The following is a 15,641-nucleotide window of genomic DNA, read 5'->3' on the forward strand; positions in this document are numbered from 1 at the left end:
CACCACAACACGTTGTCGCGCATTACGGTCGAGCAAGCTCGACCACTACACCGGGGTACCCGCCACGACCTCCAGGCCGCGCGCGCGGCGGATCAGCCGCGTCACGGCATTGCGCAGGTCATCGAGCACCGCGTAGATGGTCGGCAGGAACAGCAGGCTGACCACGGTCGAGAACGCCAGGCCCCCGGCAATCGCGCGCGCCATCGGCGCGTACTCCGGGCCGTTGCCGAACATCTGCGTATTGGTCAGCGAGATCGGCACCATCGCCAGGATCGCCGTGCCCATGGTCATCATGATCGGGCGCAGGCGCTCGCGGGAGCCTTCAACCAGTGCCTGCGTTCGGCCCATGCCGCCGCGCCGCAGGTTGTTGATGTGTTCGATCATCACGATGCCGTTGTTCACCACCACGCCCATCAGCACCAGGATGCCGATGAAGGACATGATCCCGAACGAGGTGCCGGTGATCCAGAACAGCCAGAACACGCCGAAGATCGAGAACAGCACGCCACTCATGATTGCCGCCGGGAACAGCAGCGACTCGAACACCGCCGCCATCACCACGTAGATCATCACCAGCGCGATCAGCAGATTGAACACCATCTGCTGCATGGCTTCGTCATCGTTGCCGTAGTCGCCGCCGTCGAAGGTGAAGCCATAGCCGGCCGGGAAGTTCATCGGCTTGAGCACCGACTCCATCGCCTTGCGGCCATCCGGCGCGGTGACCTTCTCGGCCAGGTTGGCCTTGATGGTCAGCGTGGTCTGGCGGTTGGTGCGGCCGATCTGGGTGGCCGACGAGCCGACGTCGACGGTGACCAGGCTCAGCAGTGGCACGCTGCGGCCATCGCCGGTGCGCACGCTGAAACCGGCCAGGTCTTCCGGGCTGCTCTGCTCGGCGCCGGCGAAGCGCACCCACACCGGCACTTCATTGTCGCCGCGGCGGAACTCTCGCATCGGCGCACCGCGCAGGGCCAGGCCGACGAAGCTGGCCACCTGCTCGGCATTGAAGCCGAATGCGGCGGCGCGCTCGCGGTCGACGCGCACCTTCAGCTCACCGCCCTTCTCACCATTGTCGATCCGCACATCGCGCAGCTCGGCACGCTGGGCCAGCAGCGGCACCACTTCCTGGCCGATCTCCTGCAGCATCGAACTGGAGTCGCCGACCAGCTGCACCTGCACGCCCTGGTTGCCGCCGCCCCCCCCATCGCCGCCCTGGTTGCCGACGAAGTAGTCGGTGCGGGCTGACTTCGGCAGGCCCTTGCGCAGTTCTTCCTGCAGCGCCTTGATGTCCTTGGCGTACTTCTCGTCCAGGGTGACCACGGTGGAGCTGCCTTCCTGCTCGCTGTACCAGGAATAGACCTGCTTGACGTGCAGGCGTTCACGGTTGGCATCGATCCAGTTCTCCACCCGCGCCACTTCCTCGGACATCTGCCGATAGGTGTAGGCGCCCTTCCACATGTAGCCGATGAAGATGTCCTTGCCGCCGTCACCACCGAACATGTCGATCTTGGTCAGCTTCATCGGCACCAGGCTGACCAGCACCACCAGCAGAATGCCGAGCAGGCTCCAGCCACGATGATGCAGCGACCAGTCCAGCAGCCTGGCGTAGCGGCGCTGCAGGCGCGCGATCATGCCGGTCTGCGAGTGCACCTGCTTGGGCGTGGCCATGCGCGCGGACAGCATCGGGATCAGGCTTACCGCGACCAGCCACGAGGCCAGCAGCGAGACCGAGATGGTGATCGCGATCTGCGCCATGAAGATGCTGATGTTGTTGGTCTCGCCGAACAGGTTCGGCACGAACACGATGCAGTGGCACAGCGTGCCGGCGCTGAGCGCGATGGCTACGTTGCGGGTGCCGATGATCGAGGCCAGCCGCGGCTGCCCAGGCAGGCGCTCGCGCTCCTGGTAGATGCTCTCCACCACCACCACGGCGTTGTCGACCAGCATGCCCACGGCCAGCAGCAGGCCCATCATGGTCAGGATGTTCAGCGTCACCCCGACGAAGTACATGAAGCCCAGGGTGATGGTGAAGCAGATCGGGATGGCCAGGGTGACCATCAGCGTGGACGGCCAATGGCGCAGGAAGAAGAACAGCACCGTCACCGACAGGATCAGGCCGACCGCACCGGCCTCGGCCAGTTCCAGCAGCGAGGAGGTCACCGCCTTGCCCTGGTTGTCGATCACCTTGATCTGCACGTCGCGCATCGACGGCTCCGCGCGGATCGATTCGACCTCGGCCAGCGCCGCGCGCGAGACTTCCACCAGGTTGGCGCTGCGTTCCTTGAAGATGTCCAGGCCGACCGCCGGGTTGCCGTCCAGGCGACGCCCGTAGTTCATCCGCGCCGGTTTCAGGCGCACGTCGGCGATGTCGCCCAGGCGCAGGCCCTTGGCGTTGATCACCAGGTCGCGCATTTCCTGCAGGTCGGTGATCTCGCCCACCGGCTGCACGCGCACGCGCTGGCCGTTGTCATCGATCTGCCCGGCGGAGATCGAGAAGTTCAGCGTGCGCAGGCGCTCGCTCAGCTCATTGATGCTCAGACCGTGCGCGTTGAGGCGGTTCGGATCGATGGCGATCTCCACCTCGTTCGGCGGCGCGCCGGTGATGTCGACGCGGGCCACGCCGGGGATGCGCTCGATGCGCCGCTTGAACTCGCGGTCGAGCATGTCATAGGCAGTGGTCAGGTCGGTGGTGCTGGCCAGCCGCACCTTCAGCACCGGCTGGTCACTGCTGGACCACTTGAACACGTTGTAGCGCTGCAGGTCATCGGGCAGGTCGCTGCGGATCGCATCGATGCGTTCGCGTGCATCGGAGGCGGCGATGGCGATGTCGCGGTCCCAGTCGCTGAACTCGATGAAGATCAGCGCCGCCTCGGAGGTGGCCGACGAGCGCATGCGCTTGATGCCGGTCATCGTCGCCAGCGATTCCTCCACCGGGCGGATGATGGTCCGCTCCACTTCCTCCGGGGTTGAACCGGTGTACGGGATCTGCACGAACAGGAACGGCGCGGAGATGTCCGGCAGCGCTTCCAGCGGCAGCCGGAACGAGGCGATCAGGCCGATCACCACCAGTGACACGAAACACATGATGGTGGTGACCGGACGGCGGATGGAGAACTCGGCAACACTCATGCCGGCTCCTCCACACCCGCCGCGCTGCCTGCTGCACCCGGCTCGATCTCACCGGCGTGCTTGCGGCCACGCTCGCGGTAGTAGGCATCACCGCGGCGATCCATCAGGTCGTACACCACCGGGATCACCAGCAGGGTGAGCAGGGTCGACACCAGCAGGCCACCGATCACGGTGATCGCCATCGGCGCACGCACTTCAGCACCCTCGCCCATCGCCACCGCCAGCGGCAGGAAGCCGAACAGCGTGCACAGGGTGGTCATGATGATCGGCCGCAGGCGCGAACGTGCACCTTCCACCAGAGCCTCATGCTTGGCCACGCCGGCCTCGCGCAGCTGGTTGACCTTGTCGATCAGGATGATCGCGTTCTTGGTGACCAGGCCCACCAGCAGGATCAGGCCGATGAACACCACCACCGAGATGGGCTTGCCGGTCAGCATCAGTGCCAGGATCGCGCCGACCAGCGCCAGCGGGATGGTGAACAGGATCACGAACGGATGCAGCAGCGACTCGAACTGCGACGCCATCACCAGGTAGACCAGGAAGATCGCCAGGCCGAAGGCGAAGATCAGCGACTTCGCCGCCTGCGCCAGCTCTTCACCCTGGCCGCCGATGTGCAGGCCGACACCCGCGCCCAGCGGTTGCTCGGCGACCATCTGCTGCACTTCACGCATGGCCGCACCCAGATCGATGTCGCGCAGGTTGGCCGAGACCACCGCAACGCGGGTCTGGTCGGCACGATGGATCTCGCTGGGGCCAGTGGTGGCAACCACGTCGGCAACCGCGTCCAGCGTCACCGGACGGGTACTGCCGGGATTGACGATCAGGCGGCGGATGCTTTCCACACTGGCACGATCACCTTCCTGTGCACGCACCAGCACGTCGATCTTGCGGTCACGGAAGCTGTAGCGGGTGGCCACGTCACCGCGCACCTTCTTCACCACCACATCGGCGATCTGGCGGGTGGTCAGGCCCAGCGCACCCGCGCGTTCCTGGTCGAAGCGGATCTGGATTTCCGGGAAGCCCTCCTCCACCGTCGACTTCACGTCGGCGTAGTGCGCGTTGCCGCGCAGCATCGCCGCCAGGCGCTGGCCGGCCACTTCGAGCGTCGCCATGTCCTGCCCACGCAGCTCGATTTCCAGCGGCGTGGAGAAGCTGAACAGCGCCGGGCGCGCGAAGTCGACCTGTGCACCCGGATGCTGGCCCATGGTGTCACGCAGGCGCTCGGTGATCTCCGCCTCGGTGCGCGCGTTGCCGCCGCCTTCCATCACCACGGTCAGCTTGCCGATGTTCTCGCCGCTTTCGGTCGGGCTGGCATCCAGGCGGGTGCCGCTGCCACTGACACCATACAGCGAGGCCACGCCTTCACCCTTGCCATGCGCCAGCTGCAGCTCGCGCACCAGCGCATCGGTCTGCTTCAGCGGCGTGCCGGCCGGCAGCTTCACCGTCATTTCGAAGCGGTCCTGCGCCAGCTGCGGAATCAGGTCGGCACCGAGCATCGGCACCAGCGCCATGGTCGCCACGAAGATGATCGAGGCCACGCCCAGCACCTTGCCCGGATGCGCCAGCGCGCTCGGCAGCAGTCGCAGGTAGCCGCGCTCGGCACCGGCATAGGGCTTCATCGCCAGATCGCTGGCCTTGCGCATCACCGGGCCAACCACCGCCACCACGCCACGCCACGCCCGCACGACCAGCCAGGCCAGTGCATAGAAGCTCCAGCGCGCGGTCGCCACGGTACCACGGCGACCCAGCGCCACCGGCTTCTGCCAACGGTTCTGCGGCTGCCACGGCTCGTTCGGTGCCTCTTCCGGGAACGCCAGCGGCGGTCGTCCCTTCAGCGAGCTCAGCATCGGGATCAGCGTCATCGACACCAGCAGCGAGATCGCAATGGCGATCGCCACGGTCAGTGCCTGGTCGCGGAACAGCTGGCCGGCGATGCCGTCGACGAACACCAGCGGCAGGAACACCGCGATGGTGGTCAGGGTCGAGGCGACCACCGCCATGCTCACTTCGCGGGTACCGACGATGGCCGCCTGCAGGATACCCAGGCCACGCTCACGCGCCTTGGCGATGCTCTCCAGCACCACGATCGAGTCGTCCACCACCAGGCCGGTGGCCAGTGCCAAACCGCCCAGCGACATCACGTTCAGGCTCAGGCCGAGCTGGCCCATGAAGAAGAACGTGGCGATGATCGAGACCGGCAGCGACAGGCTGATCACGAACGTGCTCCAGCCATCACGCAGGAACAGGAAGATGATCAGGATGGCCAGCAGCCCGCCGATCACCGCATCCTTCTTGACGTCGGCGATGGCGTGCTCGATGAAGCGCGACTGGTCCTCGATGGTGGTCATCTCGACATCGGAGGGGAACGTGCCCTTGATCTGCTCCAGGCGCTTGCGCAGCGCTTCGGCGGTGGACACGGTGTTGGCATCGCCTTCCTTGTAGATGGCCAGTTCAACCGATTCCTTGCCACCCAGGCGGATCACCGCTTCGCGTTCCTTGTAGCCCTGGCGCACGGTGGCCACATCCTTCAGGCGCACCGGCACACCGTTGGCGACCACGCTGGAACCACCGCCGGAGGACGCGCTCTGCGCCGCCGACGCCGCCGCGATCGCGGCCGCCGAACCGGTCGATGCGGCGATGTTGAACATCTGCTGCAGTGCCGAGTCGGCCGCGCTGCCATTGGCGGCCTGGGTGGTCACCAGCAGGTTGCGGATTTCCTCCAGGTCGGCGAACTGGTTGACGGTGCGCACCAGGAAGCGCTGCGAACCCTCCTCCAGGCGACCGCCGGAGATGTTGATGTTCTCGTCCTTCAGGCGCTTGATGACGGTGTCGATCGGCAGGTTCAGCTGCGCCAGCTTCTGCTGGTCGATGTCGACCTGGATCTCGTCTTCCAGGCCACCGCCGACCTTGACCGCTGCGACGCCGGTGACCGGCTCCAGCTTCTTCTTCAGGTCTTCATCGGCATAGCGGCGCAGGCCGGTCAGCTCGCGGATCGCATCGGCATCGCTGGCCGGTGCCACCTTGTTCGACAGCACCAGGCGCATGATCGGCTCGGTGGACGGATTGAAGCGCAGCAGCACCGGGGCCTTGGCCTCCAGTGGCAGGTTCAGCGCTTCCATCTTGTCGCGCACCTCCAGGCTGGCCTGGTCCATGTTGGTGCCCCAGGCGAACTCCAGCACCACGTCGCTCTGGCCGGTGCGCGAGACCGACTTCAGCTTGCGCAGGTTCTTGACCACGCCGACCGCTTCTTCGACCGGCTGGGTGATCAGGGTTTCGATTTCGGTCGGCGCCGCACCGGTGTACTCGGTGCGCACGGTCAGCGTCGGGTAGCTCAGGTCGGGCAGCAGGTTGACCTTGAGGTTGCCCAGCGCGATCAGCCCGAACAGCAGCAGGGTGACCGTGCACATGGCGATGGTCACGCGGCGGCGGGTGGCGAATTCCACAAGGCCGCCGCGCATGCCCGCGGCGGCGCCGTCGCTCGCCGGCGAGGCACCGTGGTCGTGGCCCGGGGCGGTCATTGCTTGCTCCCGGCCTTGTCTGCCGGCTTGGCGGCCGCTGCGACCGTCTTCGCCTTTGCCTTCGGATCGGCGATCACCTGCACTGCGGTGCCGTCGCGCAGCGCGACCTTGCCGGCGGTGACCACCTGATCACCGGCCGCCAGGCCATCACGGATCTCCACCCACGGGCCCTCGGCGTAACCCAGCTTGACCGGAACGCGTGCGACCTTGCCTTCGCGCACCCGGAACACCGCCGGCTCACCGTCGTCGAGCAGCGCCAGGCGCGGCACCACCAGCGCATCGGCACGCTGGTCGTAATCGATGCGGATGCGCCCGAACATGCCGGGCTGCAGCGCATGGGCCGCGCCATCGAAGGCGCTGACCACGCGAAACGTGCCGCTGCCCGAATCCACCACCGGCGCGATGCGGTCGACGGTGCCGGTGAAGCTCTGGCCCTGCAGCGCGTCGGCGGCCAGCGTCACCGGCTGGCCGGCGCGCAGGGTGGCCAGCTCACGCTCGGGCACGTTGAGGGTGGCTTCCAGGCGCGAGTTGTCGACGATGCGGAAGATCGGCGTGTTGATCTGCACGAAGTTGCCGGTCTTGATCGAGCGCGAGGCGATCACGCCGGAGATCGGCGCCACCACCGTGGTGTAGGACAGTTCCAGCGTGGCCAGGCGGTACTGCGCACGGACGTTTTCCAGGTCGTAGCGCAGCTGGTCAACGCTGGCCGCACTGACCAGCTGCTGGACGACCAGCTTCTGTGCACGCTGATAGTCGTTTTCCAGCTTGCGCATCTGCGCTTCGCTCTGCGCCACGGCCAGGCGTGCGCGGTCAGGGTCCAGGCGCACCAGCGGCTGGCCAGCGGTCACCCGCTGGCCTTCCTCGACCAGCACCGCCAGCGCCACGCCCGAGGTCTTGGCGACCACCTGCGATTCGGCGCGTGGTTCCAACGCGGCGGTACCGGTGTAGCTGGCCGCGACGGCACGGTGGCTGGCCACGGCCACTTCGACCGGGACCGCGTCGACCTTCTTCTCCTCCTTGGTCTCGGCGGCCTTGGCTTCGGAATTGGGCCCTGCGGCGCAACCGCCCAGCAGCAGGGAGGTGGAGATCAGCAGTGCGGCAGCGCAGATTCCGCTGCGACGGCCGGACAGGAAGGTTGGGTGCGACATCGTCAGGTCCCTGGAGGATGCGTGGACAGGTGTGGTAGCAAAGTAATGCACCACTTCACGGCAACACCATATCCCAAAGGTCATGGTGCCTTCACGCCACTGGTCGGCCCGCCCCCCATTTCAGCTAGATGAAACCTGGGGCTATACTCGGGTCGTTCCGTACCCCACGCCGGAACGACCAGACCCGAATCCCCGGAAACGACACCATGCGCCCGCAGCCGCTCGCCGCTTGTCTCGCTCTGGCCGTCCTCCTGCCCCTTGGGGCCGCCGCACAGCCCGCTCCTGCTCCTGCTCCTGCCACACCGGCCCCGGCCCCGGCTCCCGCCGCTGCCCCGGCGCCCGCCGCCCCCACCGGCAACTTCGACAATGGCCGTGTCCTGGCCTACACCTGTCAGGGCTGCCACGGGATCACCGGCTACAAGAACGCCTACCCCAGCTACCGGGTGCCGAAGATCGGCGGCCAGACCCAGCAGTACCTGGCCCAGGCCCTGACCGAATACCGCCAGGGCAAGCGCCGGCATCCGACGATGCAGGCGCAGTCGATGAGTTTCAGCGAACAGGAGATCGCCGATCTCTCTGTTTACCTGTCCACCGTCAAGTAAGGCCCGCCCATGTCGAAAGCCGCGCATCCGATGCGTCACGCCATCGCCCTGTCCGTTGCCCTGCTGCTGGCGGCCTGTTCGCAGTCGCAGGTGGAAAACAGCGAGAAATCCGCCGCCGACCCGGGCCATGCCAGCGGCGAACACGGCTCTTCTTCTTCGGCCGGCCTGCCCGCAGGCCGCGAGGCCGCCGGTGAAGCCCGCGCCAAGGTGAAGGGCAAGGCCACCAACCAGAGCTGCATCGACTGCCACGGGGCTGACGGCAATGCGCCGATCGACCCGACCTATCCGAAGCTGGGTGGGCAGTACGGCGACTATCTGGCGCACGCCCTGCAGGCCTACCGTGCCGGTGACCGCCAGCACATGTTGATGACGCCGCAGGCGAAGGACCTGAGCGATCAGGACATCGCCGATCTGGCGGCGTATTTCGGTAGCCGGCCGAGCCAGTTGCGGGATCTGCACGGGGTCAAATGACCGCTGGCCCCCGGTGGGTGCGGAATCCGCTTTGGTGGGTGCGGACCTTGGTCCGCACTGATGCAGACATCCACGCATGGCGTGGATCTACCAGGCACCGGCGTCGGTAGGTGCGGACCGTTGGTCCGCACGAACCCGGCGAACTCAGCCTTCCAGCTCTTCCCAGCGTGCGTACGCGGCATCCAGCTCGGCCTGCACCTTGGCCAGCTGCTGGGTGTGCGCGGTCACTTCGGCGCTGCTGCGGGTGTAGAACGACGGATCGTTCATCGCCGAGGTCAGCCCTTCGACATCGCCTTCCAGCTTCTCGATGGTCTTCGGCAGCTGCTCCAGTTCGCGCGCTTCCTTGTAGGCCAGCTTGCGCTTCGGTGCGGCCGGAGCTGCAGCAGTCGGGGTGGCCGGTGCGGCGACCGCCGGCTTGGCTGCCGGAGCCGCAGCAGGCGCTGCGATGCTGGCTGCATAGCGCTGCCAGTCGCTGTAGCCGCCGACGTACTCGCCAATCACGCCATCGCCTTCCATCACCAGCGTGGAGGTCACCACGTTGTCGATGAAGTCACGGTCGTGGCTGACCAGCAGCAGCGTGCCGGTGTAGTCGCCCAGCAGCTCTTCCAGCAGCTCCAGCGTTTCCACGTCCAGGTCGTTGGTCGGTTCGTCCATCACCAGCAGGTTGGACGGCTGCGCGAACAGCTTGGCCAGCAGCAGGCGGTTGCGCTCGCCACCGGACAGGCGGGTAATCGGCGCACGCGCGCGCTCCGGGGTGAACATGAAGTCCTGCAGGTAGGCATGCACGTGCTTGCGCTTGCCGTTGAACTCGAGAAAATCGCGGCCTTCGGCGACGTTCTCGATCGCGCTCCAGTCTTCGCGCAGCACCGCGCGGTACTGGTCGAAATACGCGATCTGCAGGTTGGTACCCGCATTGACCTCACCCTTGGCCGGCTGCAGTTCGCCCAGTAGCAGCTTCAACAGCGTGGTCTTGCCGCTGCCGTTGGGACCGATCAGGCCGATGCGGTCGCCGCGCAGGATGGTGGTGGTGAAATCGCGGACCATGGTGCGCTCGCCGAAGGCGAACGAAATGTCCTTGACGTCGATGACCTTCTTTCCGGAACTGACGCCCTGTGCGGCTTCCATCTTGACGTTGCCGCTGAGGTCGCGGCGCTGCGAACGCTCCACGCGCATCGCCTTCAGGCGTCGCACGCGGCCTTCGTCGCGGGTGCGACGGGCCTTGATGCCCTGCCGGATCCAGACTTCTTCCTGCGCCAGCAGCTTGTCGAAGCGGGCGTTTTCCTGCGCCTGCGCGTTGAGGCGCTCCTCGCGACGGCGCTCGTAGTTGGCCCAGTCGCCCGGCCAGCTGGTGACCTGGCCGCGGTCGATCTCGACGATGCGGGTGGCCAGTGCACGCAGGAAGCGGCGGTCATGGGTGACGAACACCACGCTGCCACTCCAGCCCTTCAGGAACGCTTCGAGCCAGTCGATGGCTTCGATGTCGAGGTGGTTGGTCGGTTCGTCCAGCAGCAGCACATCCGGGCTGGACACCAGCGCGCGGGCCAGCAGCACGCGGCGCTTCATGCCGCCGGACAGGCGGCCGAACTCGGCCTCGCCGTCCAGGTCGAGCTTGGTCAGGGTTTCGCTGACACGCTGGTCCAGGCCCCAGCCGTTGGCGGCGTCGATCTTGGCCTGCACATTGCCGAGGGCTTCGCCATCGAACACCTCGGCATGGCTGAGGTGGTGGAATTCGGCCAGCCACTGGCCCAGTTCGCCGAGGCCATCGGCGACGACGTCGAACACCGAGCCGGCGGCGCCGTGTGGCACTTCCTGCTCCAGGCGGGTGACGCGCACGCCCTGCTGCACGCGGACTTCGCCGTCATCGGGCTTGTGGTCGCCGGACAGCAGCTTGAGCAGGGTGGATTTGCCGGCGCCGTTGCGGCCGATCAGGGCGATGCGTTCGCCCGGCTCGATCGACAGTTCGGCCTTTTCCAGCAACAACGGGCCGCCGACGCTGAAGTCGACGTTCTGCAGAGTAATCAGAGGCATCCGGATATTGTACGGGTTGGGGGCGTCGGCCGGGTTGCACCCGGCACCCGCAGCGGCCACTGCTGCTGCCGAAGCAACACACAAAGCTAGTTTCCTGTGGGATGGCGGGGCGGTGTGGGTCTGCAGGACACGCCGTAAACCCATCCATGGGGGCTCGATGGCGCCATCCATGGCGCCAACGGTCCTGCAGACCCACACCACCCCGCCTCTGACAGTTTCCCGCGATCTGTCGGAACGGCATTCTGCTCTGGTGGGTGTCGACCTTGGTCGACACGATAGATCCACGCCATGCGTGGATGAGCGCTGCAGGGACTGTCGATGGATGGAATCGACTAGGGGTCTGATGGCTTACTCCACGTCACCCAGCAACGCCTGCAACCCCGGCAGCCACTGCTTGCCCGGGTGGCGCACCAGCCACAGCGTGCGCTGCAGGGGAGGCAGCGGGGTGTCCAGCACGCGCAGGTGGCCCAGCGCCAGCGGCTCTTCCAGCGCGTGGCGCGAGAGGCAGGCCAGGCCGAGGCCGGCGATCGCGGCCTGCTTGATCGCTTCGGTATTGCCCAGCTGCAGGGTCTGGGCGAAACCTCGCAGATGCGGCAGCAGGGCCTGCTCCACCGCTTCGCGGGTACCGGAACCCGGTTCGCGCAGCAGCCAGCGGGCGCGGCGCAGTTCGTCCAGCGTCCAGCGCGGCGGAGCGTCGTCGGCGGCGACGATCACCAGCGGATCCTGCTGCCAGGCGGTCACCTGCAGGCCGCGCTCGTGACACGGGCCTTCGATCAGGCCGGCGTCGACGTCCAGGCGCTGCACGGCGGCGACAACGCCGGCACTGTTGTCGATGCGCAGATCGACCTCGGCCTGTGGCGCCTGGCGCAGCAGTTCGGCGATGCGTGGCGGCAGCAGGTAATTGCCGATGGTGGTACTGGCCGCCAGCACCAGCCGCAGCGGCGCGCCCTGCGACGGGTCGCCGCCGGCGGCCAGCTGCCGCTCCAGATCGGCGGCGTTGACCAGCAAGGTACGCGCCGGCTCCAGCAGTGCGCGGCCGTGCCCGTTCAGCGCCAGGCGGCGGCCGATGCGGTCGAACAGCGGGGTGCCGAAGTGGGCTTCCAACTCCTGCAGGGCGGCACTGCTGGCGGATTGCGAAAGCGCGATGGCCTGGCCGGCGGCGGTAGTGCTGCCGTGATCGGCGATGGCGACGAAGACCTGCAGCTGGCGCAAGGTCAGGCGCATGGCACTTACCTTCTTGATGGGTAGGTTTCACCTATATTATTTGTTTTACAGGTAATCGTCTCAGGCGCACGCTTGCCCCATCTCTCCAGCGCTGCCCGTGCCATGAACGCCCCCGCCCTCTCCCCCTGGTCCCTGCCCGCCCTGCGCCAACGCTGGCAGCCGCGCCTGCCCGGCCTGCTGCTGGTCGGCCTGATCGCAGCGGCGTCGCTGTACCTGGCCGAGCTGCCGTGGCTGCAGGCACACGGCCTGAGTGCGCTGACCGTGGCCATCGTCGCCGGCATCGTGATCGGCAACACCCTCTACCCGCGGCTGGCTCCGAGCAGCGCGGCCGGTGTCGGCTTTTCCAAGCACTGGCTGCTGCGCGCCGGCATCGTGCTGTACGGCCTGCGCTTGACCTTCCAGGACATCGGCCACGTCGGCGTCAGCGGCGTGCTGATGGACGTGCTGGTGGTCGCCAGCACCTTCGGCCTGGCCTGCTGGCTGGGTGTGCGCGTGTTCAAGATGGAGCGCGAGGCAGCGATGCTGATCGGTGCTGGCAGCGCGATCTGCGGCGCGGCAGCGGTGATGGCCGCCGAACCCGTGGTGCGTGGCCGCGCGGCACAGGTCACGGTGGCCGTGTCGACGGTGGTGGTGTTCGGCACGCTGGCGATGTTCCTGTACCCGGCGCTGTATGCCCTGGTGCAGTCGCACGGCTGGCTGGCGATGGATGCGCGGCAGTACGGCCTTTTCACCGGTGCGACGGTGCATGAAGTGGCACAGGTGGTGGCGGCAGGCCGTGCGGTCAATGAAGCGGCGGCTGATACGGCGGTGATCACCAAGATGGTGCGGGTGATGCTGCTGGCGCCGTTCCTGGTTGCGCTGTCGCTGTGGCTGGCGCGTGGCGGCAAGGCCAGCGCCGACGGCAGGAAGGCGCGCATCGTGGTGCCGTGGTTCGCCTTCGGTTTCGTGGCGGTGGCCGGTTTCAACTCGCTGCATCTGCTGCCGGCTGGCCTGCAGGCCGGGCTGGTGCAGCTGGATACCGTGCTGCTGGCGATGGCGATGGCCGCGCTGGGCCTGACCACCCACGTCTCGGCGCTGCGCCAGGCCGGCCTGAAGCCGCTGCTGCTGGCGCTGATCCTGTTCGCCTGGCTGCTGTTCGGTGGCCTGGCGATTCATCAGGGCGTGTTGGCGGTGCTGGGCTGATCAAGAGCGTGCCGACCAAGGTCGGCGCCCACGTGGATGAAGGCCCTGTGGCAGGGAGCGGCCGCGCAGACGGGTACAATGCGCCATGACTGACTTCTCGACCCTGCCGCTGAGCCCGGCCCTGCAGCCCGGCCTGGATGCCCTCGGCTACACCACCCTCACCCCCGTGCAGGCGCAGAGCCTGCCGGCCATTCTGGATGGCCGCGATGTGATCGCACAGGCGCCGACCGGCAGCGGCAAGACCGCCGCCTTCGGCCTGGGCCTGCTGCAGGCCATCGACCCCAGCCTGATCCGCGTGCAGGCGCTGGTGCTGTGCCCGACCCGCGAACTGGCCGACCAGGTCGGCAAGCAGATCCGCAAGCTGGCCACCGGCATCCCCAACCTGAAGCTGTTGCTGCTGGTGGGCGGCGTGCCGCTGGGCCCTCAGCTGGCGTCGCTGGAAGGCCATGACCCGCATGTGGTGGTCGGCACACCCGGCCGCGTGCAGGAGCTGGCACGCAAGCGCGCGCTGAACCTGGGCGCGGTGCGCACGCTGGTGCTGGACGAAGCCGACCGCATGCTCGATATGGGCTTCGAGGAGCCGATCCGCGAGATCGCCGGCCGCACCCACAAGGATCGCCAGAGCCTGCTGTTCTCCGCCACCTTCCCCGACAGCATCCGCGCCATGGCGCGTGACCTGCTGCGCGACGCGGTGGAAGTGACCGTGGAAGGCGCCGATCAGGCGCCGGCCATCCGCCACCTGTTCTGCGAGGTGGAACCGGCGCACCGCCAGAAGGCGCTGGCGGGCCTGCTGCTGAAGTACACGCCGGAATCAGCGGTGGTGTTCTGCAACACCCGCAAGGACGTGGACGAGGTTGCGAATTCCCTGCAGCAGTTCGGCTTCTCCGCGCTCGCCCTGCATGGCGACATGGAGCAGCGCGACCGCGAGGAAGTGCTGTTGCTGCTGGCCAACCGCAGCTGCAACGTGCTGGTGGCCAGCGACGTGGCCGCACGTGGCCTGGACGTGGAAGAGCTGGCGGCGGTGATCAACTACGAGCTGCCGACCGACGTGGAGAGCTACCAGCATCGCGTGGGCCGTACCGGCCGTGCCGGTGCCAGCGGCCTGGCGATCAGCCTGGTGGCCGGCCGTGAGAAGACCCGCGCCGAAGCCATCGAAGCGCAGATGGGGCAGCCGTTGGACTGGCAGAAGACGCCGCTGGCGACCTCGCGCCCGGCCGAATTGCCGCAGGCCGCGATGCGCACCCTGCGCATTGATGGTGGCAAGACCGACAAGCTGCGCCCGGGCGACATCCTTGGCGCGCTGACCGGTGATGCCGGCCTGTCAGCCAAGTTCATCGGGAAGATCGCGATCTTCCCGACCCGCTCCTACGTGGCGATCGCCCGAGAGCAGGCCAACAAGGCCGTGGCCAGGCTGGAAGCCGGCAAGATCAAGGGCCGTCGCTTCCGCGTGCGGATGATGTGATTGGCAAGGTAGTCGCCGGGCATGGCCCGGCACTACCTGCATGCCGTGTGTAGCGCCGGGCCACGCCCGGCGACAGACTCAGAACACCAGTTCGGTGTGCAGCGGCAGGTCCGCTTCCCAGCGTGCGCGGCCGCCGAGGCCGTCCAGCTCGACCAGCACGCCGGCACCCACCACCTCGACACCCAGGCGGCGCACCAGCGACAACGCGGCGACCAGCGTGCCGCCCGTGGCCAGCACGTCGTCGATGATCGCCACGCGGGCACCGGCCGGCAGCGCATCGGCGTGCACTTCGATGCAGTCGCTGCGGTATTCCAGCGTGTATTCCTCGCGCAGCACCTGACCCGGCAGCTTGCCCGGCTTGCGCACCGGCACGAAGCCCACGCCCAGTTCCAGCGCCATGGCGGCACCGAGGATGAAACCACGCGATTCGATACCGATCACCGCGTCCAGCTTCTGGTCGCGCCAACGGTCGGCCATCGCGGTGATGGCACCGCGGAAGTCCTCGCCATGGGCGAGCAGCGGCATGATGTCCTTGAAGAGGATGCCGGGCTTGGGGAAGTCGGCGATGTCGCGCAGGCGGGAGGCCCACTGCGGAGCGACGAGGGCGTCGGTCATGTCACGTTGGTTGTCTGATGGCGGCATAGGGTACCTGTTCCGGGCGCCGGCTGCCTGTTGGGGGTGTCGGCCGGGCTGCGCCCGGCACCTGCAGAGGCTTCAAGCAACGGCAACGGCAACAGCAGAAGCGGGTTTCCTGTGGGATGGCGGGGTGGGTCCGGTTGCGGGGGCCGCTGCAAGTACGTCCATGTAAGCTCGGTCGCCGCATCCATGCGGCTCACGCCCCCGCAACCGGACCCACCCCGCCTTCGACAGTTTCCTGCGA

10 protein-coding genes are annotated in these 15,641 nt (G+C 67.4%); 4 read left to right on the forward strand and 6 right to left on the reverse strand.

Annotated features, from left to right (window positions below; all coding sequences use genetic code 11):
- Window positions 1-45: 45 nt before the first annotated feature.
- From AC5P8D_RS06045 to AC5P8D_RS06055, 3 genes are read right to left on the reverse strand one after another with little or no spacing between them, the layout of a single operon-like run.
- Window positions 46-3,126 carry an efflux RND transporter permease subunit gene (locus AC5P8D_RS06045; protein ID WP_043396995.1) on the reverse strand — a complete coding sequence of 1,027 codons (3,081 nt, stop codon included), beginning with the start codon at window positions 3,124-3,126 and terminating at the stop codon, window positions 46-48.
- The gene (locus tag AC5P8D_RS06050) at window positions 3,123-6,644 is read right to left on the reverse strand and encodes an efflux RND transporter permease subunit (RefSeq protein ID WP_433897419.1); all 3,522 of its coding nucleotides are present in this window, start codon (window positions 6,642-6,644) and stop codon (window positions 3,123-3,125) included. Before AC5P8D_RS06050 ends, AC5P8D_RS06045 begins: the two co-directional genes overlap by 4 nt.
- The gene (locus AC5P8D_RS06055; protein WP_054171519.1) at window positions 6,641-7,792 is read right to left on the reverse strand and encodes an efflux RND transporter periplasmic adaptor subunit; all 1,152 of its coding nucleotides are present in this window, start codon (window positions 7,790-7,792) and stop codon (window positions 6,641-6,643) included. Before AC5P8D_RS06055 ends, AC5P8D_RS06050 begins: the two co-directional genes overlap by 4 nt.
- A 206-nt stretch (window positions 7,793-7,998) precedes the next feature.
- On the opposite strand from AC5P8D_RS06055, the gene AC5P8D_RS06060 reads away from it, so the two are divergent.
- Window positions 7,999-8,394 carry a c-type cytochrome gene (locus AC5P8D_RS06060; protein WP_343543305.1) on the forward strand — a complete coding sequence of 132 codons (396 nt, stop codon included), beginning with the start codon at window positions 7,999-8,001 and terminating at the stop codon, window positions 8,392-8,394.
- A gap of 9 nt (window positions 8,395-8,403) precedes the next feature.
- A complete protein-coding gene (locus AC5P8D_RS06065; RefSeq protein ID WP_019661289.1) occupies window positions 8,404-8,865 on the forward strand; it encodes a c-type cytochrome in 462 nt (153 codons plus the stop codon).
- A 144-nt stretch (window positions 8,866-9,009) separates the two neighbouring features.
- On the opposite strand, the gene AC5P8D_RS06070 is transcribed toward AC5P8D_RS06065, so the two are convergent.
- The gene (locus AC5P8D_RS06070; RefSeq protein WP_125438516.1) at window positions 9,010-10,893 is read right to left on the reverse strand and encodes an ATP-binding cassette domain-containing protein; all 1,884 of its coding nucleotides are present in this window, start codon (window positions 10,891-10,893) and stop codon (window positions 9,010-9,012) included.
- 348 nt (window positions 10,894-11,241) lie between these two features.
- Window positions 11,242-12,117, reverse strand: coding sequence for a LysR family transcriptional regulator (locus AC5P8D_RS06075; protein WP_019338398.1), 876 nt, complete (start codon window positions 12,115-12,117; stop codon window positions 11,242-11,244).
- Between the two features lie 102 nt (window positions 12,118-12,219).
- On the opposite strand from AC5P8D_RS06075, the gene AC5P8D_RS06080 reads away from it, so the two are divergent.
- Both AC5P8D_RS06080 and dbpA read left to right on the forward strand, forming a co-directional pair.
- On the forward strand, window positions 12,220-13,299 hold the full coding sequence (locus AC5P8D_RS06080; RefSeq protein WP_049483118.1) for a YeiH family protein: 1,080 nt from the start codon (window positions 12,220-12,222) through the stop codon (window positions 13,297-13,299).
- A gap of 85 nt (window positions 13,300-13,384) precedes the next feature.
- On the forward strand, window positions 13,385-14,761 hold the full coding sequence (dbpA, locus tag AC5P8D_RS06085; RefSeq protein WP_010484543.1) for an ATP-dependent RNA helicase DbpA: 1,377 nt from the start codon (window positions 13,385-13,387) through the stop codon (window positions 14,759-14,761).
- A 78-nt stretch (window positions 14,762-14,839) separates the two neighbouring features.
- On the opposite strand, the gene AC5P8D_RS06090 is transcribed toward dbpA, so the two are convergent.
- The gene (locus AC5P8D_RS06090) at window positions 14,840-15,376 is read right to left on the reverse strand and encodes an adenine phosphoribosyltransferase (protein WP_019338396.1); all 537 of its coding nucleotides are present in this window, start codon (window positions 15,374-15,376) and stop codon (window positions 14,840-14,842) included.
- Window positions 15,377-15,641 lie beyond the last annotated feature (265 nt).

The organism is Stenotrophomonas sp. YJH_SMC_101-4 (assembly GCF_059370395.1).

Bases quoted from the DNA above. Each gene is read 5' to 3' on its own strand.
- AC5P8D_RS06045 (WP_043396995.1), bottom strand. From the start codon at position 3,126: ATGAGTGTTGCCGAGTTCTCCATCCGCCGTCCGGTCACCACCATCATG.
- AC5P8D_RS06050 (WP_433897419.1), bottom strand. From the start codon at position 6,644: ATGACCGCCCCGGGCCACGACCACGGTGCCTCGCCGGCGAGCGACGGC.
- AC5P8D_RS06055 (WP_054171519.1), bottom strand. From the start codon at position 7,792: ATGTCGCACCCAACCTTCCTGTCCGGCCGTCGCAGCGGAATCTGCGCT.
- AC5P8D_RS06060 (WP_343543305.1), top strand. From the start codon at position 7,999: ATGCGCCCGCAGCCGCTCGCCGCTTGTCTCGCTCTGGCCGTCCTCCTG.
- AC5P8D_RS06065 (WP_019661289.1), top strand. From the start codon at position 8,404: ATGTCGAAAGCCGCGCATCCGATGCGTCACGCCATCGCCCTGTCCGTT.
- AC5P8D_RS06070 (WP_125438516.1), bottom strand. From the start codon at position 10,893: ATGCCTCTGATTACTCTGCAGAACGTCGACTTCAGCGTCGGCGGCCCG.
- AC5P8D_RS06075 (WP_019338398.1), bottom strand. From the start codon at position 12,117: ATGCGCCTGACCTTGCGCCAGCTGCAGGTCTTCGTCGCCATCGCCGAT.
- AC5P8D_RS06080 (WP_049483118.1), top strand. From the start codon at position 12,220: ATGAACGCCCCCGCCCTCTCCCCCTGGTCCCTGCCCGCCCTGCGCCAA.
- dbpA (WP_010484543.1), top strand. From the start codon at position 13,385: ATGACTGACTTCTCGACCCTGCCGCTGAGCCCGGCCCTGCAGCCCGGC.
- AC5P8D_RS06090 (WP_019338396.1), bottom strand. From the start codon at position 15,376: ATGACCGACGCCCTCGTCGCTCCGCAGTGGGCCTCCCGCCTGCGCGAC.